At 63.7% G+C, this 17,818-nt stretch carries 17 protein-coding genes, 1 pseudogene and 1 riboswitch; of the genes and pseudogenes, 6 read left to right on the top strand and 12 right to left on the bottom strand.

Features of this window, described 5'->3' with window-relative positions; translation table 11 throughout:
* The first annotated feature begins 57 nt into the window (after nucleotides 1-57).
* The 3 genes from ribA to JNA92_RS06775 are packed head-to-tail and all read left to right on the top strand — an operon-like array spanning nucleotide 58 to nucleotide 1,903.
* Entirely contained in the window at nucleotides 58-675 is a 618-nt protein-coding gene (ribA, locus tag JNA92_RS06785) for a GTP cyclohydrolase II (RefSeq protein WP_241803981.1), read from the top strand.
* On the top strand, nucleotides 672-1,091 hold the full coding sequence (locus JNA92_RS06780; protein WP_241803980.1) for an MFS transporter: 420 nt from the start codon (nucleotides 672-674) through the stop codon (nucleotides 1,089-1,091). Before ribA ends, JNA92_RS06780 begins: the two co-directional genes overlap by 4 nt.
* Entirely contained in the window at nucleotides 1,091-1,903 is an 813-nt protein-coding gene (locus tag JNA92_RS06775) for a cobalamin-binding protein (RefSeq protein ID WP_241803979.1), read from the top strand. The genes JNA92_RS06780 and JNA92_RS06775 overlap by 1 nt, the downstream gene beginning before the upstream one ends.
* Here the strand turns inward: JNA92_RS06775 and JNA92_RS06770 are convergent.
* The 8 genes from JNA92_RS06770 to JNA92_RS06735 form a co-directional block, all read right to left on the bottom strand.
* Nucleotides 1,881-3,755 (bottom strand): TonB-dependent receptor domain-containing protein, encoded by a 1,875-nt coding sequence (locus JNA92_RS06770; RefSeq protein WP_241803978.1) that lies wholly within the window; start codon nucleotides 3,753-3,755, stop codon nucleotides 1,881-1,883. The two genes, JNA92_RS06775 and JNA92_RS06770, sit on opposite strands and share 23 nt — an antisense overlap.
* A 120-nt stretch (nucleotides 3,756-3,875) precedes the next feature.
* Nucleotides 3,876-5,771 (bottom strand): 1-deoxy-D-xylulose-5-phosphate synthase, encoded by a 1,896-nt coding sequence (dxs, locus tag JNA92_RS06765; protein WP_241803977.1) that lies wholly within the window; start codon nucleotides 5,769-5,771, stop codon nucleotides 3,876-3,878.
* Nucleotides 5,772-5,879: 108 nt separating this feature from the next.
* Entirely contained in the window at nucleotides 5,880-6,767 is an 888-nt protein-coding gene (gene ispA / locus JNA92_RS06760; RefSeq protein WP_241803976.1) for a (2E,6E)-farnesyl diphosphate synthase, read from the bottom strand.
* Nucleotides 6,764-7,006 carry an exodeoxyribonuclease VII small subunit gene (locus JNA92_RS06755; protein ID WP_054900824.1) on the bottom strand — a complete coding sequence of 81 codons (243 nt, stop codon included), beginning with the start codon at nucleotides 7,004-7,006 and terminating at the stop codon, nucleotides 6,764-6,766. Before JNA92_RS06755 ends, ispA begins: the two co-directional genes overlap by 4 nt.
* A gap of 243 nt (nucleotides 7,007-7,249) precedes the next feature.
* Complete coding sequence (gene ribB, locus JNA92_RS06750; RefSeq protein ID WP_241803975.1) at nucleotides 7,250-7,900, bottom strand: 3,4-dihydroxy-2-butanone-4-phosphate synthase; 651 nt, start codon at nucleotides 7,898-7,900, stop codon at nucleotides 7,250-7,252.
* A gap of 80 nt (nucleotides 7,901-7,980) precedes the next feature.
* A riboswitch (FMN riboswitch) is annotated at nucleotides 7,981-8,122 on the bottom strand.
* Between the two features lie 144 nt (nucleotides 8,123-8,266).
* Entirely contained in the window at nucleotides 8,267-9,157 is an 891-nt protein-coding gene (locus tag JNA92_RS06745) for an alpha/beta hydrolase (protein WP_241803974.1), read from the bottom strand.
* A gap of 82 nt (nucleotides 9,158-9,239) precedes the next feature.
* Nucleotides 9,240-10,586 carry a HAMP domain-containing sensor histidine kinase gene (locus tag JNA92_RS06740; RefSeq protein WP_241803973.1) on the bottom strand — a complete coding sequence of 449 codons (1,347 nt, stop codon included), beginning with the start codon at nucleotides 10,584-10,586 and terminating at the stop codon, nucleotides 9,240-9,242.
* Nucleotides 10,586-11,278, bottom strand: coding sequence for a response regulator transcription factor (locus JNA92_RS06735; RefSeq protein WP_241803972.1), 693 nt, complete (start codon nucleotides 11,276-11,278; stop codon nucleotides 10,586-10,588). Before JNA92_RS06735 ends, JNA92_RS06740 begins: the two co-directional genes overlap by 1 nt.
* 192 nt (nucleotides 11,279-11,470) lie before the next feature.
* Here JNA92_RS06735 and JNA92_RS06730 point away from each other — a divergent pair, with 192 nt between their 5' ends.
* The 3 genes and pseudogenes from JNA92_RS06730 to JNA92_RS06720 form a co-directional block, all read left to right on the top strand.
* Nucleotides 11,471-13,645, top strand: coding sequence for a TonB-dependent siderophore receptor (locus JNA92_RS06730; RefSeq protein WP_241803971.1), 2,175 nt, complete (start codon nucleotides 11,471-11,473; stop codon nucleotides 13,643-13,645).
* Nucleotides 13,646-13,980: 335 nt separating this feature from the next.
* On the top strand, nucleotides 13,981-14,223 hold the full coding sequence (locus JNA92_RS06725; protein ID WP_241803970.1) for a hypothetical protein: 243 nt from the start codon (nucleotides 13,981-13,983) through the stop codon (nucleotides 14,221-14,223).
* Between the two features lie 214 nt (nucleotides 14,224-14,437).
* Nucleotides 14,438-14,545: pseudogene (locus JNA92_RS06720) on the top strand (DUF3077 domain-containing protein); the annotation flags it as partial.
* Between the two features lie 238 nt (nucleotides 14,546-14,783).
* Here the strand turns inward: JNA92_RS06720 and JNA92_RS06715 are convergent.
* From JNA92_RS06715 to JNA92_RS06700, 4 genes are all read right to left on the bottom strand, one after another.
* On the bottom strand, nucleotides 14,784-15,491 hold the full coding sequence (locus tag JNA92_RS06715) for a LexA family transcriptional regulator (protein WP_241803969.1): 708 nt from the start codon (nucleotides 15,489-15,491) through the stop codon (nucleotides 14,784-14,786).
* A gap of 168 nt (nucleotides 15,492-15,659) precedes the next feature.
* Nucleotides 15,660-16,187 (bottom strand): inorganic diphosphatase, encoded by a 528-nt coding sequence (ppa, locus tag JNA92_RS06710; RefSeq protein WP_003255365.1) that lies wholly within the window; start codon nucleotides 16,185-16,187, stop codon nucleotides 15,660-15,662.
* 93 nt (nucleotides 16,188-16,280) lie between these two features.
* Nucleotides 16,281-17,096 carry a zinc-dependent peptidase gene (locus JNA92_RS06705; RefSeq protein ID WP_241803968.1) on the bottom strand — a complete coding sequence of 272 codons (816 nt, stop codon included), beginning with the start codon at nucleotides 17,094-17,096 and terminating at the stop codon, nucleotides 16,281-16,283.
* 8 nt (nucleotides 17,097-17,104) lie between these two features.
* The gene (locus JNA92_RS06700; protein ID WP_241803967.1) at nucleotides 17,105-17,752 is read right to left on the bottom strand and encodes a DedA family protein; all 648 of its coding nucleotides are present in this window, start codon (nucleotides 17,750-17,752) and stop codon (nucleotides 17,105-17,107) included.
* Nucleotides 17,753-17,818 lie beyond the last annotated feature (66 nt).

Raw genomic sequence — 17,818 nt, 5'->3', positions numbered from 1 at the left:
CTGACCTGCTGATACAATCGCTGCACGAGAATTTTCCTACTTATCCAGGAGCACAACGTGCCCGTCGTCTTTGTTGCCGCCTCTAAACTCCCGACGCCCTTCGCGACTTTCACCATGCATGGTTTCCTCGACGAAGCCACCGGCCGTGAGCACGTGGTGCTCAGCCTGGGTGACATCGCCGACGGTGAGCCGGTGTTGGGGCGCCTGCATTCCGAGTGCCTGACTGGCGATGCCCTGTTCAGCCAGCGTTGCGACTGTGGCTCGCAGCTGGAAGCGGCCCTGCAGGCCATTGCCCGTGAAGGCCGTGGCGTGCTGCTGTACCTGCGTCAGGAGGGCCGTGGCATTGGCCTGCTGAACAAGATCCGCGCCTATGAGCTGCAGGACGGCGGTGCCGACACTGTAGAGGCCAACGAGCGCTTGGGCTTCGCTGCCGACCAGCGTGATTACGCGATCTGCCTGCCGATGCTCGAGCACCTGGGTGTGAAGTCGCTGCGCCTGATGACCAACAACCCGCGCAAGGTCAAGGCGCTGACCGATATGAGCATCAAGGTTGCCGAGCGTGTGCCACTGCATACCGGGCATAACCCGCACAACCGCTACTACCTGGCGACCAAGGCCGACAAGCTTGGCCACATGCTGGGTAACGAACACCAGGGTGAGGTTCCCCAGGCGTGACCCGCAGCGAGGTGAAGCGGCGCCTGGCGCTGGCCTGGTGGCAATACCTGGCGGTCGGCCTGGTGCCGCTGCCGGTGATGGCCTGGGCCTTTGGCGGTGGCGATGCGCTGATCCCGGTGCTGGCCATGCCGCTGTTCATCGCCGGTGCGGCAACCATGTTCCTCAGCCTGCCGCGTTTTGGCGCCTACAAGCGTGCCTTGATCGCCACTTCCAAGTCACTTGGCACCGCTGAAGAGCCGGCCGCCTGGATCGAGCTGGCTCGGGTGCGGCGCATGGCCATGCTGTTCGCCTGCTTCCCTGCCTGGGTCGCTGCACTGTCGGTGCTGGTAGGGCTCGAAGCAGTGCCGCAAATCCTTCTGGCGTTATCCACCGTGGTGGTGCTTTACCTCTACCGCATCCCGCGTCAGCTGGGGTGATGCGCCGCCTGCTCTGCCTGCTGGCGCTGCTGGCCTGCACTGTCCAGGCTGGCGAGCCCCTACGCGTGGTCAGCCTTGCCCCATCGATGAGCGAAATCATGCTCGAGCTGCAGGCCGACGACCTGCTGGTGGGCGTGCTCGACGGCGGCGAGCGCCCGGCGGCGCTGGGTAACCTGCCTTCGGTGGGGCGCCAGGGGCAACTGGACATGGAACGCCTGCTCAGCCTCAGGCCCGACCTGCTGTTGCTCTGGCCCGGCAGCGTGGCAGCGGCCCAGCGCGACCAGCTCACGCGCCTGGGTATCGCCACCTTCAGTGCAGAACCTCACGACCTTGAGCAACTGCTCGAACAGATCGAGGCCATTGCCGTGCGTGTAGGGCGGGCAGAGCAGGGGCGGCAGTATGTGGGCGGCCTGCGTGAACGGCTGCAGCACCTGCGTCAGCACTATCGGCGTGAGCAGCCGCTACGGGTGTTCTATCAGGTCTGGGACCGGCCCCTGTACACCTTGGGTGGGCGACAGGTGGTGAGTGATGCCTTGGCGGTGTGTGGGGCGCGCAATATCTTTGCCGACCTGAGCCAGCCGGCACCGCAAGTGAATGTGGAATCAGTGCTGCTGCGCGATCCGCAGGTGATCCTGGCTGGCGACCAGGGGCAGTTGGCAAGCTGGAAGGCTTGGCCAGGTTTGAGCGCTGTGGCCGATGGCCGTCTGCTGGTGGTGCCAGACAAGGGCCTGGAGCGGCCCAGCGGGCAGATGATCGAAGCCACCGCCCGCTTATGTGCACTGCTCGAAGCTAAAGCGCCGGCGTCCAGGTGACGCTGAACAGTGCCGTGCGGCCCTCTTCGCGGTAGCCGTAGCTGGCGCCATCGTAGCTATACAGCGCACGGCTGTAGCCCTTGTCCAGCAGGTTATCCAGCTTGATTTCCAGCTTGAGCTCGTCGGTCGCTGCCCAGCTGCCGCGCAGGCCCAGCAGGCCATAGCCGCCGAGGCGGTTGCGGTTGGCCTCATCGTCGTAACTGGCGCTGACAGCCTGCCAGCTGCCCCCTACCGTGAAGCGCTCGAATTGACGGTCCAGGTCCAGGCTCAAGGTGCGCCGTGCGCGGCGGGCGAGGGTGTGGCCGCTGTCGCGATCACGCGGATCGATCAATGCCAGGCCCAGCTGGCTGCGCCATTCGCCCCACTGTTGCTTCAACGCCATTTCCACCCCGTTGATGCGCGCCGAGGCGACATTACGCGGGATCGAGTCCTGGCCAAAGATAATCGCATCACGCAGGTCAGTATGGTACAGCGACGTTTCCAGGCGGCTGTCGCGGCTGAGCTGGCTGCGCCATTGCAGCTCGTAGCTTCTGGAGTGCTCCGGGTCCAGCTGCGGGTTGCTGTACTGTGGGTAGTACAGGTCGTTGAAGGTCGGGGCCCGAAAGCCTTCGCTGTAGGACAGCAGCACATCGTTGTGGGTATTCAGCGGCACGGTAAGGCTACCGCTCCACGTGGTCTGGCCGCCAAACTGCTGGTTCTGGTCGCGGCGCACGCCCAGTTCGGTAGACAGGTGCTCACCGTGGAAGCGATGCTGGATGAAGGCGGCGCGGTTCCAGCGGCTGTCTTCACTGAAATCGGTGCTGGCGTGCACGCGGTCTTCGTACCAGTCGCCACCGATCAACAGGTTCTGCCGCTCGCTCAGGGCCAGGTCGTTCTGCCAAGTGACCTGGTCGCGATAGGTGTTGAACACCGAGCGCTCATCACTGAGTTTGTCGCGCTTGTCGTCGCGATTTTCGCTATGGCCCAGCTCCAGGCGCGAATGCCACAGGTCATTGAGCTGAGCGTCGAAGTACGTGCCCAAGCTGCTGACGCTGAACTCGGTGTAGGGTTTTTGCCCGAAGCTTTCGAAAGTGACCGGGTCGAAGCCGCCGAATGGATTGTCGTACTCGCTGCGGCCTTGGCTGTCGAGCAGGTTCAAGCCGGCTTCGAAACGTTCGCCAAACGTGTGGCTCAGGCTCAGGTTGAACGACGTGTTGCGGTAGGCGTCATGATCGCCGTCGCTGGCGAAGGACGGGCCGGTCGAGTCGATGCCTGCCGTTTCGTCCAGGCTCGCGCCCAGGTTGAAGCGGGTCGCGCCGTCGCCGCCGGACAGGCCCAGGCTGCGTTGCCAGGTCTGGTCGGTGCCTGCCGCCATGCGCAGGCGCGGCTGCAGGCCCTGGCCGTTGCTGCGGCGGGTGAAGATCTGAATCACGCCGCCGATGGCATCGCTGCCGTAGATCGCCGAGCGTGAGCCGCGCAGCACTTCGACACGTTCGATCTGGTCGACGTCGATAAACTGCAGGCCGCTGTCGCCGGAGGTGGCATTGGCGATACGCACACCGTCGACCAGTACCAGGCTCTGCGCGGCTTTGGTGCCGCGGATGAAAATACCCGGCAGGCTGCCACGGCCACCGGTGGGCGCCACTTGCACGCCGGGCACGCGGGCGAGCAGGTCGGTGACACTGGCCGGTTGCAGGCGGTCGATGTCGCTGCGGGTGAAGACGGTATTGGCTGCGCTGGTGGCGGTGCGTGATTCGGCCTGGCGGTTGGCGCTGATCAGCATGTCGGGGAGCTTCAGGGCGTCGTCGCGTTCGGCGGCCAGCAGCTGGACCGGAAGACAGAGCAGGGTAGCGGTAAGGGTTGGGAATTTCATTGGCATTACCATAGCAATCGCCGGCAAGCCGGCTGCCACGCGTACCCCGCTGTTCTTCGGTTCAGCGCAATACCTGTGGAGCTGGCTTGCCGGCGATGGGCCGCAAGGCGGCCGCGGGAATTACAGGCCGAGCCTGGCCATGCGCGCCTTCACAGACGCCTCGATGCCGGCTGCATCCAGCCCACATTCAGCCAGCATCTGCGCAGGCTTGGCGTGCTCGACATAGATATCCGGCAGGCCCAGGTGCAGCAGCGGCTTGACCACCCCCTGGCTGGCCAGGAACTCACCCACGGCAGCCCCGGCGCCGCCCATGATGGCGTTCTCCTCGAGGGTTACCAGCAGGTCATGACTGCCTGCCATCTCCAGCACCAGCGCTTCGTCCAGCGGCTTGACGAAGCGCATGTCGACCACGGTGGCGTTGATTTGCTCGGCGACCTGCAGGGCTTCGGCCAATTGCACGCCAAACACCAGCAAAGCGACCTTCTCGCCCTGACGACGGACGACACCCTTGCCGATTTCCAGCGGGTCCAGGTCGCCACTGATCGGCGCGTTGGGACCTGTACCGCGTGGGTAGCGCACGGCGGCCGGGCCGTTGTACAGGTGGCCGGTGCTGAGCATCTTGCGCAGTTCGTTTTCGTCGCTGGGGGTCATTACCAGCATGCCCGGGATGCAGCGCAGGTACGACAGGTCGTAGCTGCCTGCGTGGGTCGGGCCGTCTTCGCCGACCAGGCCGGCGCGGTCGATGGCGAACAGCACGTCGAGGTTCTGTACCGCCACATCGTGGATCAGCTGGTCGTAGGCGCGCTGCAGGAAGGTCGAGTAGATCGCGACCACCGGCTTGCTGCCTTCGCAGGCCATGCCCGCCGCCAGCGTGACGGCGTGCTGCTCGGCGATGGCCACATCGAAGTAGCGCTCGGGATACCGTTCACTGAAGGTCACCAGGTCCGAGCCTTCCTTCATTGCCGGGGTAATGCCCACCAGGCGGTTGTCGGCAGCGGCCATGTCGCATAGCCATTGGCCGAACACCGCCGAGTACTTCGGCCCGCTGGCCTTCTTCGGTGCGGCCGGCTTGTCGGCAGGCTCGAGCTTGGTGATGGCGTGGTAGCCGATCGGGTCGATCTCGGCCGGCGCGAAGCCTTTGCCTTTTTTGGTCACCACGTGCAGGAACTGCGGGCCTTTGAGGTCACGCATGTTACGCAGGGTGGCGATCATGGTCGGCAGGTCGTGGCCATCGATCGGGCCGATGTAGTTCCAGCCCAGCTCTTCGAACAGGGTGCCGGGCACCAGCATGCCTTTGGCGTATTCCTCGGTGCGACGGGCAATCTCCCAGGCACCCGGCAGGCGCGACAGCACCTTCTTGCTGCCCTCGCGCATGCTTGCGTAGGTGCGGCTGGAAAGAATCTTGGCCAGGTAGTTGGACAGCCCGCCAACGTTGCGCGAGATCGACATGTCGTTGTCGTTGAGGATGACCAGCATGTCGGCGTCGACTTCCTGGGCATGGTTCAACGCCTCGAACGCCATGCCGGCCGTCAGGGCACCGTCGCCGATCACGGCAATCGACTTGCGCGCGCTGTTCTGCAGGCGGGCGGCAATGGCCATGCCCAGTGCGGCGCTGATCGAGGTGCTGGAGTGGCCGACGCCAAAGGTGTCGTACTCACTCTCGCTGCGGCGCGGGAAGGCGGCGATACCGTCCTTCTGGCGCAGGCTCAGCATGCGGTTACGCCGGCCGGTGAGGATCTTGTGCGGGTAGGCTTGATGGCCGACGTCCCACACCAGCCGGTCATCCGGGGTGTCGAAGACGTAGTGCAGGGCGATCGTCAGTTCGATCACGCCCAGGCCGGCGCCAAAATGCCCACCGGTCTGACCCACGGTGTAGAGCAGCTCCTGGCGCAACTCGTCGGCCAGGTGCTCGAGGTCGGCTTCGGCCAGCCGGCGCAGGCCGGCAGGCGTGTCAGCGCGGTCGAGCAACGGCGTGACCGGGCGTTCGCGGGGGATCTCTTGAAACGTCGTGGGCATCAGGCGAGTCGTTATAGATGTTAAGACGCGGCAGTTTACCCCATTGTGGGTAAAGTGCCCATTCAACCAGAGGTGGCGCGCCCCCTGTGTGCGGGTTCGAAGCCGTGCTTAATGGCGGCGTTCGACGATGTAGCGCGCCAACGCTCGCAGGGGCTCTGCGTTTTCACCAAACCCTTCAAGTGCGACCAGCGCCTGGTCGCGCAGTTCGATCGCATAGGCCTTGGCCGCTTCCAGGCCAAGCAGGGCCGGGTAGGTCGGTTTGTCACGGGCGATGTCGGCACCCTGGCGCTTGCCGAGGGTGGCGGTGTCGCTTTCCACGTCGAGGATGTCGTCCTGCACCTGGAATGCCAGGCCAATGGCCTGTGCATAAACCTGCAAGGCGTCCAGCTGCGCCTGCTCGGCGCGGCCGCTGGCCAAGGCACCCAGGCGCACGCTGGCTTCGATCAGTGCGCCGGTCTTGTGCCGATGCATGAACTCGAGGGCCTGCTGGTCCAGCTTCACGCCTACGGATCCAAGGTCGATGGCCTGGCCTCCGACCATGCCGGCAGGGCCTGCAGCCTTGGCCAGGGCCTGGACCATGGCCAGGCGGATGGCGTCGGGCTGCGGGCTCAGCCGTGGGTCGAGCAGGGCACTGAAGGCCAGGCTCTGCAGGCCGTCGCCGGCGAGGATCGCGCAGGCTTCATCGAAGGCTTTATGGGTGGTCGGCTGGCCGCGGCGCAGGTCGTCATCGTCCATGGCGGGCAGGTCGTCATGCACCAGCGAATAAGCGTGTATCAGCTCCACTGCGCAGGCGGCGCCGTTGGCCTGCTCGGCCGCTGCCCCCAGCGCTTGGCAGGCGGCATAGGCGAGCAGCGGGCGCACGCGCTTGCCGCCGTTCATCACGCTGTAGCGCATCGCGGCGTATAGCCGCTCGAGCTCCTTGGTGGGCGCGATGAACAGGGGTTCGAGGGCCGCATCGACGCGCGCCTGGCTACTGGCCTGGTAGGCACCGATCATGCCTCAGGCTCCGCATCGAAGGGCTGAGCGGCGAGCTCGCCGTCGCGTTCGAGCAGTATCTGTACTTTCTGCTCGGCCTGGGCCAGGGCGCCCTGGCAATCGCGGGTCAGGGCGATACCTTGCTCGAAGGCGGCCAGCGAGTCTTCCAGCGACAGCTCGCCGTTCTCCAAGCGTTCGACCAGGGTTTGCAGGTCGGCGAGGGATTGCTCGAAATCGATGGAGGCTTTTTTGCGGGCCATGGCGACGGGTCTCGGAGGCTGTACAGAACGGCGCGACACTAGCAGAGCGGGGCGGGGGGAGCAAACTTGAGGGTGAATTTCCCGGCCCAATCGCCGGCAAGTCGGCGCCCACAAATACGGCGCAAGCCTCAAGAATGGCCGAAGCCCAGCTCCCAGAGACAGGGCGCAGGCCTGAAGAGCTGCGCGGTCGCGGTGGGAGCCGGCTTGCCGGCGATTGGGCCGCGAAGCGGCCCCGTCGATCGATCAGGCTGGCACAGCTTCCCGCTCCAGCATCGCCTCGCGGCAATGGGCCAGCTCTGCGATGGTCAGCACTGGCAGGTTGTACTGGCGGGCATACACCGCCACCTGCTCGCCGCGGGCCATGCTGCCGTCGGGGTTCATCAGCTCGCACAGCACCGCTGCCGGGCGCAGGCCCGCCAGGCGAGCCAGGTCCACCGAGCCCTCGGTATGGCCGCGGCGGGTCAGCACCCCGCCATCACGCGCCCGCAGCGGGAATACATGGCCGGGGCTGACGATATGCCGTTGCTCGGCCGTCGAGCGCAAGGCTGCTTCGATGGTGGTGATACGGTCCTGCGCGCTGACGCCGGTGCTCACACCCTCAGCCGCTTCGATGGTCACGGTGAAGCCAGTACCGTGGCGGGCCTGGTTGTTCGGCACCATCGGTGCCAGTTGCAGGGCATCGACGGTGGCTTCGTCCAGGCACAAGCAGACGATGCCGCTGCAATCGCGAATCATCATGGCCATGGTCTGCAGCGACAGGTTTTCGGCGGCGGCAACGATGTCCGCTTCGTCCTCGCGGTCGTCATCGTCGAGCAGCAGTACGGGACGGCCGGCCTGGAAGGCGGCGACGGCAGCGGACACATTGGGGAATTGCTGGTGATGCTTGGGGGACATGAAACGCTCCTCGTGAATGATCGATGAACGTCTCGGGGCGAACAAAATGCGCGCGCAAGGGCGCCCTGATGGCCCTTGCCTGACGCCTTCTTTCATCCGGACTATGACCGTCGGCTCTGGAGTTGCACCAGATCTGCTGACCCCCGGCATGGCCGGGGCGCTCGCGGGCTCATCTTTCGATTTACCGCCGGTGGGGACTTTCACCCCGCCCTGAAGACCGGGCAAGCATACCGCACAGTGCTACCCTGCTGACAAGCCGATGATCTGCGACCTTCGGCGTATCAGGGGTGATCGGCTCATGCAACGGCTTCGAGGATATGCCCCAGATTGCCGGCGGCAAGCCCGCCATTACTGATGCGGCGAAGCTTAGCGAGACATATCCTCGATTACGCGTTGCAATGAAGCCGGCAGCATCGGCCCATGCCCAACCCCCGTCAATCGCTCGAAACGCACCTGCAACCCCGGCACCTTGGCCAGGTCCGCCGCCAGCTCTCGCATCGGCCGCTCCACATCGCCTTGCAGCGGTGCCCGCGGGCTCACCGGCTCCTCGCTGCCGCGCATCAGCCAGAGCGTCGGGTGGTTATCACCCATGCGCTCCTGCAATGTCTGCGCTTGGCGAACGATCGCCCCGTCGTGCCACCATAACGATGGGCTGGCTGCCACATAGTGGCTGAACGCTCCAGGCCGGGTGAACACTGCATGCAACACTGCCAAGCCGCCATACGAGTGCCCCCACAGGGTCTGCCGTTGCAGGTCGATGGGCGCCACGCCGGCCACCATCGGCCGCATGCGTTCGGTAAGCAAATCCAGGAATGCATCCGCGCCACCGCTGGGCAGGTGGGTCAGCGGGTCGCGCTGTTCTGCAAGCCCGGGGATGGCCGGTGTGTAGTCGTAGGTACGGCCTGTTCGCTCGATGCGCTGCTCGGTCTGGTACCCAACCGCCACCAGTAGCGGTGCCTGGCCCGCTGCGAGTCTGCCCAGTAACGCACTGTCCAGGGCACCCAGTGCGGCATTGCCGTCGAGCATCCACAACACCGGGTAACCTGCGGCGGGCGCCGGGCGCTGCGGCTTGCCGATCCATAAGCGGTAATGGCGCTGGCCATCGGCCGAGTCCAGGTCCAGGTGGCTGAAGCGGTAGGCCAGGTCTTGGCGCTGCAGCAGTGAAGTGTCCATCTGCTGCTCGCGTTGCGGCTGTGCCAGGGCAACCGGGGCGGTAAGGGCCAGCGCCAATGCCAGGGACAGGGTGATCTTGCTCATCAGGCGCCTCATCAATGCTTTGCAAGGAGCGCAAGGCGGAAGGGCTCAGATGATAATCAGTCCTGATTGAGCGTAAAGCGCATTAACTTTCTAAACATTGCGAAGCAGCCGGCAGCACCAGGTGCAGGCAAAGCCCGGGGTGACCATTACTGGCCCACAGCCTGCCACCTTGCAGTTCGACCGCGCGGCGGGCGATGGCAAGCCCCAGGCCGAACCCTGCGCCGCTGTCGGGCAAGCGCTGGTAAGGCTTGAAGATGCGTTCGAGTTCAGCGTGAGGCACGCCGGGGCCTTGGTCACTCAGGCGCAGGTGCCAGCAATCGCCCTCACGCCAGCCATCGAGGCTGACCCGGCCATCGGCAGGCGAATGGCGGATGGCATTGCGCATGAGGTTTTCCAGTGCCTGGGCCAGGCTGTCCAGATGGGCCTGCACCACGCATTCCACGCCGAGCGAGCAGGGTAGCCGTGCACGGTCCCAGCCGCTTTCGAAGCAGGCGTCCTGGCATAAGGCTTCCCACACGGAAAGCATCAGTACCGGTTCGGTGCGTAACTGTGGTTGCTCAGTGTCCATCCAGGCGAGGTCCAGGGTGTCCTCGAGCAGCTTCTGCATGTCGTTGACCTCGTGCCCCAGGCGCGCCCGCAACTGCGCGGGCGACAAATCACTGTCGTGGGCGATGCGCAGCCGCGCCAGGGGCGTACGCAGTTCGTGCGACAGGGTACGCAGCAGCAGGCGTTGCTGCTCCAGGCTTTGGCGCAGGCGCCCGGCCATGTGTTCAAAGGCCTGCGCCAGTTCGCCCAATTCATCGCGGCGATCCTGCAGGGGCAGGCCGGGGCTGTCCAGGTCGTCTGCGCGCAAGGCGTCGGCGCGGTCGCGCAAGCGGTTGAGCGGTGCCACCAGATGCCGATAGATCGCCAGGCCCAGTAACAGCGCCAGCAGTGTGGGTGCTACGCCGTGAGTGATGACGTGGGTCCAGGGGGTCAGGCCGGTGGGTAACAGGCGCTCGGGCAGTTGCATTACCAGGCGGCCGCGCGCTGGATGCCGCGGGAACTCGATGCTGACGTAAGGCAGCTCATCCTGCAGGCGCCGGCTCATCGGCCAGTCAGGCTTGCGCATGAAGGTCAGGCGGCTGGCCTCGTCGGCATCCAACGGCGTGGTGCCGAGGCTTTGCAGGTGCGGCCCGATCAGTGCTGCCCAGGTGTTCTCGGCGTGCTGCAGGTGTTTGCGAAAGGCCTCGGCCCCGCTCGCCCCCCCTTGCTGCCAGGCCTGTTCAGCCTGCTGCGCATAGCGCGCCAGATAATCCTGGTCGGCCTGGGACAGAAAATAACTGCTGCGCTCCACCGACAGGCCCCAGGTCCAGATAAGCCAGGTCAGTAACAGGCAGAAGCTGACTTGCAGCGCGGCCAGTTTCCACAGCAAGGGGTGGCGGCGCATCACAGGCGTTCCGTGTCGACCAGGATGTACCCTTGGCCACGCACGGCCTGTATCTGTACATGCTGGGCACCGATATCTGCCAGCTTGCGGCGCAGGTTGCACACATGCACGTCCAGCCCGCGGTCCAGGCGGGTGTAGGCGCGGTGCAGTACGGTCTGGTAGAGAAAGGCTTTGCTCAACGCCTCGCCGGGGTGGGCGCTCAAGGTGGCCAGCAAGCGAAACTCAGAGCCCGTGAGGCCGGCAGCCTTGCCGTGGTGAACGACATCCTGATGGTCATGGTCGAGCATCACCTCGCCGGCGTCGGTTGCCGCTACCGGCCTGCGGTCAAAGGCCACCCGGCGCATCAGGGCATCGACCCGCGCGTCCAGCTCCGCCAGGCTGAAGGGTTTGGGCAGGTAGTCGTCCGCGCCCCGGGTAAAGCCACTGATGCGGTCCTGCTCGGCGCCCAGTGCCGACATCAGCATCACCGGCACTGCCTGCTGGCGGCGCAATTCGTCGAGCAGGCTAAGACCGTCCAGGCCAGGCAGCATGATGTCCAGCAGCACCAGATCGAAGCCATCGTGTTGCACCGCGTTCAACGCCTGCGGGCCGGTGGCGCAGGCGTTGACCAGAAAGCCCCGCTTCAGGAAGTGGCGCTGGAGGTCCTCACGCAGGCGTGGGTCATCTTCGACGAGCAGGAGTGAGGTTGGCATGGGCGGTCTTTAATGAGAATTCGTATCAGTTGGCGATCATCCCATTGCATGCAGGCTAAGGGCAATCACCCCGTGGCGGGTGCATGTGTTAAGAAGGTTAATCCTGCTGCACCCCCCGTTTTCGTCCGGTATCGTTCGCAAAAAGCAACGTATGTCGTTTGCGATTCAATATCATTTGGGCGAAGGTGTGCCATGAGCAGTTTCAAAGGTGTGGGGAGCCCGCGACGGGCGCGGGGCTGGCTGATGCTGGGGTTGTTGGCGCCGTTTTCATTCTCGGCATTGGCCGAAACGGTAGCCAATGAGGTCGCTGCGGACAGCTCGCTCGACCTGCCGGCATTGACCATCGAAGGCAACCGCCTGTACGACATGCTGCCTTCGGAAGAAACCGGCGGTTACAGCGTCGACGCTGCCACCGTCGGCACCAAGACCCCCGCGTCGCTCAAGGAAATACCGCAGTCGGTCACTGTCTACACCCAGGACTACGTCAAAGACCGCCAGTTCGTGCACCTCGATGACCTGGCCAAGTACACCGCTGGGCTGCGCACCCTGACAAACGATAGCGGGCGCTCGTCGATCTATGCCCGTGGCTACGAGTACAGCGAGTTCAACATCGACGGCCTGCCGGCGCCCATGGCCAGTATTTTCGGCACCGTGCCGTCGCTGGCGGCCTTCGATCGTGTGGAGATCATGCGCGGCCCGGCGGGGTTGTTCAGCAGCACCAGCGAGCTTGGCGGTATCGTCAACATGGTGCGCAAGCGCCCGACCGCCGAATTCCAGGGCCACGTCGAGGCCAGCTACGGCACCTGGGACACCAATCACGAAGAAATCGACCTGGGCGGGCCGCTGGATGATGCAGGCCGGGTGCGTGGGCGCTTCGTGGCCTCGCGTGATGACACCAATGGGGAGGTGGACTACAACGCCAACACCAGCAACAGCTACTACGGCGCGCTGGATATCGACCTTGATGACGACACCCAGCTGTCATTCGGCCTGATTCATGAAGTGAAGAACATCACCCCGCACAACGGCTACCCGGCAACCCTGTCTGGTGAGGTGCCGGATTTCAGCCATTCGAAGTTCCTCGGCGCTGACTGGAACTACTTCGATGGCAAGACCACCGACCTGGTTGCCGAGTTGACGCACCGCTTCGACAACGGTGGTTATGGCCGTATCGCCGCCCGTGGCTCGCACCGCGACACCGACTACCTCTATGCCTTTACCGCCACCAATGCCACCACCGGTGCCAACTCCGAGCGTGCCAGTGCCCGGGACTTCACCCAAGACACCTACTCGCTGGACGCCAGCTACAGCCAGCCGTTCGAAACCTTCGGCCAGGTCAGCGAATTCGTGGTGGGTACCGACTACAAGAACTACGACACCGAGTACCTCAACGGCACCACCAACCTGGGGGGCATCAACGTCGGCAGCTACTCGCCGACCCAGTTCGCCAAACCGTCGCCGAACTACAGCACCGAAACCGGCATGCAGGAGGAAGAGTACGGGCTGTACTCAAAGGTCACCTTCCGCCCGGTCGAGCGTTTGGCGCTGATTGCTGGTGGCCGCTTCAGCTGGTATCGCGGTGATTTCTACACCACCACCCTGAGCACGGGTTCGACTGTCGATGACAACAAGCGCGTGGATGGGCGCTTCACGCCGTACGGTGGCGTCGTCTACGACCTGACCGATACCCATGCGCTGTATGCCAGCTATTCGCAGGTATTCAAGCCGCAGTCAGACACCGACAGCAGTGGCCGGGTGCTCAAGCCGCGTGAAGGCGAGCAGTATGAGTTTGGCCTCAAGAGCAGTTACTTTGGCGGCGACCTCAATACCCGCGTCTCGGTATTCCGTTTGACCGACGAGAACCGCGCCAGCACCGACTATGACGAGGATGGCGTAGACACCGGGTTTTCTGTTGCATCGGGCAAGACGCGCGTGAAGGGTGCCGAAGTGGAAGTCAGCGGCAAGCTGACGCCGAACTGGGAGGTGCTGGCGGGCTACACCTGGATGGAAACCGAAACCCTCGACGGTGATGCCGAAACCACCTTCTTCATCATGCCGCGCAACCAGGCGTCGCTGTGGAGCAAGTACACCATCAGCCAAGGGCCGTTGACCGGGCTGGCCATTGGTGGTGGCGTCTCGGCGATGAGCAACTTCCATTCCGAGAACGGCGGCGTGCGCATCGATGCGCCGGGGTACGCCACGGTGGATGCGATGCTGTCGTACCCGGTTACCTCGAAGCTGACGGCCACATTTAACGTCAACAACCTGTTGGACCGTGATTACCTGTCGCGGGTGGGGTCGACTTCGACGTTCAACTTCTACGGGCCTTCGCGCAGCATGATGGTTGGCGCGCGTTATGATTTCTGACGTATTTTCCAGGAAATTGTCAGATTTTTACCGTTGCTTGTAGTCCATTTCTGAAATAGCTTGTTCCCGCCTTTTCGGCATTGCGGTGCTTTTCTCTGCGGCCTAGTCTGGGCCCGTCGTTGCCAAATCAGCGACCGGGCCTGCAAGCCCGCAGACGAATTCAGCGCTATCCGGAGTGCCGCGTGTCGGCAGCTTCGGCCAATGGTGGCTGCGTGCTGGAGATCTTCGGATCTGCCGGTTTTCGTCTGTCCGGTCTTGCAGCCTGCACGCAGCCGCCACCCATCAAATGCAAGTGATGTCGTGGTGGTCCATGAGGACACAGACGAGATTACATCATGCTAAAAATTGTCCCCGATCCGCCCCGCGATTCCCATTCCCTTGAAGACACCCTGATCCAGGCCACGGACTATGCGCTGTGCGCCACGACCGTTGTGCACCAGGCACTGCTGCTGCATCCCAAGTCACCGGCATCGGTTTTGATGATGACCTCGCTGCATGAAATGGAGGCGTTACGGGTTTTGCTCGAGTCGGCGCTGATCCAGGTGCAGATGCCCACAGGCCCTCGGACCTTGCATTAGGGCTTGGAAGATTTGCCGCCTGCACCGGCCCTATCGCCGGCAAGCCGGCTCCCACAGGTTTCAGCGGCGCTGCGGGCATTGGAGCCCAACGGTCTTGCTCAACTTCTGAAAGCTGGCGCGATCCCTGTGCCGGCTTGCCGGCGATGAGGCCAGGCCGGCCAGCGCAAATTTCAAGGAGATTGAACAATGACCACTGACACAACCAGGTTCGATCATAATCGGCCTGATGGATGAGAAACCCATGATGATCTGGGCTTCGCATTACCTCAGTGCCATGGCCAAGGCGCTGATGGATGATGCCGAGCTGGGCATGAAGCATTAAGAGCAGGCATTAAAAAGCCGGCTTGTGGCCGGCTTCTCGGGGACGCTTCCGGCTAATTTATGGTAAGCCGCAACCGCCTTAACTGGATGGCCATCAAAGGCCTGAAAAAGATGGCGAACGTTCGTGTGAAACGTTGCCGAGCCCTCTGGCCTGCGGCTTGCGCCGGTCGGGGCTGAATGTGGCGCGTAGCATACAAGGGCCTGCTCAGGATGCCCAGCAAAAAATGGCACAGGGTGTTTCATTCAGGGCGTTGCCGGCAAAAATGCGACCAGTGGAACACCCAGCCGAGTATCTCCAGGTGCTGTGCCTGGCGCTGGGCCGGGGTGAAGCGTTCCACGGTGTAGTTGCGCCTGTCGTGACTGTGCAGGCACAGGGTGCCGTTGTGGCCGAGGCTGAGGCTGTTCACCCGGAGGGTGCCATTGTGCAGCAGGGCATAGGTTTCACCGTCCTTGACCCGGGTCTGGCTGACGTCAATGGCCACTATCGCGTCGGATGGAACCCACGGCGCCATGTTTTGGCTTGGCATGGCCAGGCAAACGACATTATCCATTGCAACGCCCAAGGCCTGCAGCGCTTCAAGCGGCAGTTGCAGGTACTTGCCCTCCAGCGCGACGAGCTTGCCGTCGTGCACTTGTTGAAATGGCACCTGCAAGAGCCGGGTAGCCTGGGTCGACAGCAAGGAGAGCGCATTACCAGTATCAGGGGCGGGCTGCAGGGCGCGGCTGCGCAGGATCGAACTGGGGTGTTTGGGGCCTTCGCCACAGCGCAACCAGCGCCGGTGTACGCAGAACAGGTCGGCAAGTTCGTCCAGGCGAGCCAGGGGAATGCCGCGCTTGAACCAGTTGTTCACGTGCTGGGCCGTCAAACCACGCTGGGCGGCGAGATCGGCAGGGGTCAAGCCACACTCGTGGAGGAGGGCCTTGAGGCGGTCACCGGAGGTTTTCATGCACCGGAGTGTACCGGCGGTGTGCCAGTAGGGATACGAACCAGGTGTTGACGTGACGTGTACGAAAAGCGCCTAGGTGTAGGACGCTGGATTAGGACCTTGTAGGATTTTTTGCCACTGCGGCAGGCACAAAAAACCCCGCCGAAGCGGGGCTTGGTGCAAACGGTATCAGCCCTTGTAGGCAGCAACCGATTTGGTGATCGCGGCGCGGGCGGCGTCGGCGCCTTCCCAGCCCTCGATCTTGACCCACTTGCCCTTCTCGAGATCTTTGTAGTTCGCGAAGAAGTGCTCGATCTGCTGGATCAGCAGTGCTGGCAGGTCGGTGTATTCCTTGACGTCGACATACAGCTGCGACAGCTTGTCGTGCGGCACAGCGATGACCTTGGCGTCGCCGCCGCCGTCGTCGGTCATGTTCAGAACGCCGACCGGGCGGGCACGGATGACCGAACCAGGGGCGACCGGGTAAGGGGTAACCACCAGCACGTCCAGCGGATCACCGTCGTCGGCCAGGGTGTTTGGAATGAAGCCGTAGTTGGCCGGGTAGAACATCGGGGTCGCCATGAAGCGATCGACGAACAGGGTATCGCTGTCCTTGTCGATTTCGTACTTGATCGGCGCGTGGTTGGCCGGGATCTCGATGGCGACGTAGATGTCGTTCGGCAGGTCTTTGCCAGCCGGAATCTTGCTGTAGCTCATTGGGCAGTGCCCCCGTGTTTGATCAAAAAAGTGGCGGCGATTATAGGCACATTCGGCCAGGGCATGCCACGCCCCACCTGATGCGCGGGCGCATCAGGTGGGGCTTTGGCGGTAGTCAGGGTGTTCGTCCTGCAACCGCGTCAGGCGCGCCAGAGGATCCTGGCGGTAGAACAGCGACAGTTGCCGGTACACCTGTGGATAAGCTTGCTGCAAGAGGTCGGGCGCGCTGAAGAAGTACTCGCTGGTGACGGCGAAGAACTCTGCCGGGTTTTCGGCCGCATAAGGGTCGATGGCCGTTTGCGCTTCAGGGTCGGCGTCCAACTGGCGGTTGAGGTCGTCATACGCCTGCTGCATGGCCGTGGCCCAGGTTTCGACCTGCATGTCGCTGTGCAGCGGTGGCAGGCCATTGGCATCGCCATTGAGCATGTCGAGCTTGTGCGCCAGCTCGTGGATCACCAGGTTGTAGGCTTCCCAGCCGCCGCTGGCCAGCACCCCGGCCCAGGCCATGATCACCGGGCCCTGCTGCCACGCCTCGCCGCTGTGTTCACCCTCCCAGACATGCTCCACGCCACTGGCGTCCCGGTGGCGCTGGGGGCTTTTGAAGTCGTCCGGGTAGAGGATGATCTCGTGAAAGCCCTGGTACCAGTTGAGGTCCCCCAGGTGCAACAGCGGTAGTTGAGCCTGGGCAGCCAGGAACAGGCGTTGCTGATCATCCAGCTCGACGCCGGGCAGGGTGGTCAGGTGCTTGTCGAGCAGGAACAGGATGCACGCATCACGGAGCCGACGGTCTTCATCGTCGCTGATGCCATCGAGCATCGGCAGGCGTTCGCGGATCGCCTGCCATTGCTGTGGGTCGACCGGGTAGCGCGCCAGGGTTCGCTTGCGCCGCCAGGCGCTGAAGGACCACATGGCGTTGGTCAGTGTGCCTTGGCGGTGCGGCCCAGGCGCCCGCGCAGCAGGCCCAGGACCATGGGCACCAGCGACAGGAAGATGATGCCGACCACCATCAGCGAGAGGTGCTGCTTGATGAACGGCACGTTGCCGAAGAAGTAGCCGAGGGTCACCAGGCCGCCGACCCACAGCAGCGAGCCTGCAACGCTGAAGGCCAGGAAACGCGGGTAGTGCATGTGGGCGATGCCAGCGACGAACGGTGCGAAGGTACGCAGGATTGGCAAGAAGCGTGCGAGGGTCACGGTCTTGCCACCATGGCGTTCATAGAACTCATGGGTGCGCTGCAGGTAGTCACGGCGGAAGATTTTCGAATTGGGTTTGTTGAACAGCCGTTCACCTACCGTTCGCCCGATCACGTAGTTGGTGCTGTCACCCATGATTGCCGCGGCCATCAGCAGGCCGGCCAGCAGTACCGGGTCCATGCCGCCACCGGCGGCCACGGCGCCGGCGATGAACAGCAGGGAATCACCCGGCAGGAAGGGCATCACCACCAGCCCGGTCTCGCAGAAAATCACGGTGAACAGGATCGCGTAGATCCAGGGGCCGTAATTGGTGACCAGCAGATCAAGGTAGGCATCGAGATGCAGGATGAGGTCCAGCGGGTTGAAATCCATGTACAGCACCTGTGTTCTTGACCCGCAGCGACGGGCGAGCGGACTTGCGGTAGGGTAAATTTTCAG

This window comes from Pseudomonas putida, from assembly GCF_022627325.1.
Classification (GTDB): Bacteria; Pseudomonadota; Gammaproteobacteria; order Pseudomonadales; family Pseudomonadaceae; genus Aquipseudomonas; species Aquipseudomonas putida_X.
The sequence above is the reverse complement of the archived record's forward strand: the minus strand, read 5'-3'. Positions and strand labels throughout refer to the sequence as shown.

What these genes read in the sequence shown, in the direction of transcription:
- JNA92_RS06740 (WP_241803973.1), bottom strand. Translation starts at nt 10,586, where the DNA reads ATGCGCCGCCACCCCTTGCTGTGGAAACTGGCCGCGCTGCAAGTCAGC.
- JNA92_RS06735 (WP_241803972.1), bottom strand. Translation starts at nt 11,278, where the DNA reads ATGCCAACCTCACTCCTGCTCGTCGAAGATGACCCACGCCTGCGTGAG.
- JNA92_RS06700 (WP_241803967.1), bottom strand. Translation starts at nt 17,752, where the DNA reads ATGGATTTCAACCCGCTGGACCTCATCCTGCATCTCGATGCCTACCTT.
- JNA92_RS06755 (WP_054900824.1), bottom strand. Translation starts at nt 7,006, where the DNA reads ATGGCCCGCAAAAAAGCCTCCATCGATTTCGAGCAATCCCTCGCCGAC.
- ispA (WP_241803976.1), bottom strand. Translation starts at nt 6,767, where the DNA reads ATGATCGGTGCCTACCAGGCCAGTAGCCAGGCGCGCGTCGATGCGGCC.
- JNA92_RS06705 (WP_241803968.1), bottom strand. Translation starts at nt 17,096, where the DNA reads ATGTGGTCCTTCAGCGCCTGGCGGCGCAAGCGAACCCTGGCGCGCTAC.
- ppa (WP_003255365.1), bottom strand. Translation starts at nt 16,187, where the DNA reads ATGAGCTACAGCAAGATTCCGGCTGGCAAAGACCTGCCGAACGACATC.
- ribB (WP_241803975.1), bottom strand. Translation starts at nt 7,900, where the DNA reads ATGTCCCCCAAGCATCACCAGCAATTCCCCAATGTGTCCGCTGCCGTC.
- JNA92_RS06730 (WP_241803971.1), top strand. Translation starts at nt 11,471, where the DNA reads ATGAGCAGTTTCAAAGGTGTGGGGAGCCCGCGACGGGCGCGGGGCTGG.
- JNA92_RS06770 (WP_241803978.1), bottom strand. Translation starts at nt 3,755, where the DNA reads ATGAAATTCCCAACCCTTACCGCTACCCTGCTCTGTCTTCCGGTCCAG.
- dxs (WP_241803977.1), bottom strand. Translation starts at nt 5,771, where the DNA reads ATGCCCACGACGTTTCAAGAGATCCCCCGCGAACGCCCGGTCACGCCG.
- JNA92_RS06715 (WP_241803969.1), bottom strand. Translation starts at nt 15,491, where the DNA reads ATGAAAACCTCCGGTGACCGCCTCAAGGCCCTCCTCCACGAGTGTGGC.
- JNA92_RS06775 (WP_241803979.1), top strand. Translation starts at nt 1,091, where the DNA reads ATGCGCCGCCTGCTCTGCCTGCTGGCGCTGCTGGCCTGCACTGTCCAG.
- JNA92_RS06725 (WP_241803970.1), top strand. Translation starts at nt 13,981, where the DNA reads ATGCTAAAAATTGTCCCCGATCCGCCCCGCGATTCCCATTCCCTTGAA.
- JNA92_RS06745 (WP_241803974.1), bottom strand. Translation starts at nt 9,157, where the DNA reads ATGAGCAAGATCACCCTGTCCCTGGCATTGGCGCTGGCCCTTACCGCC.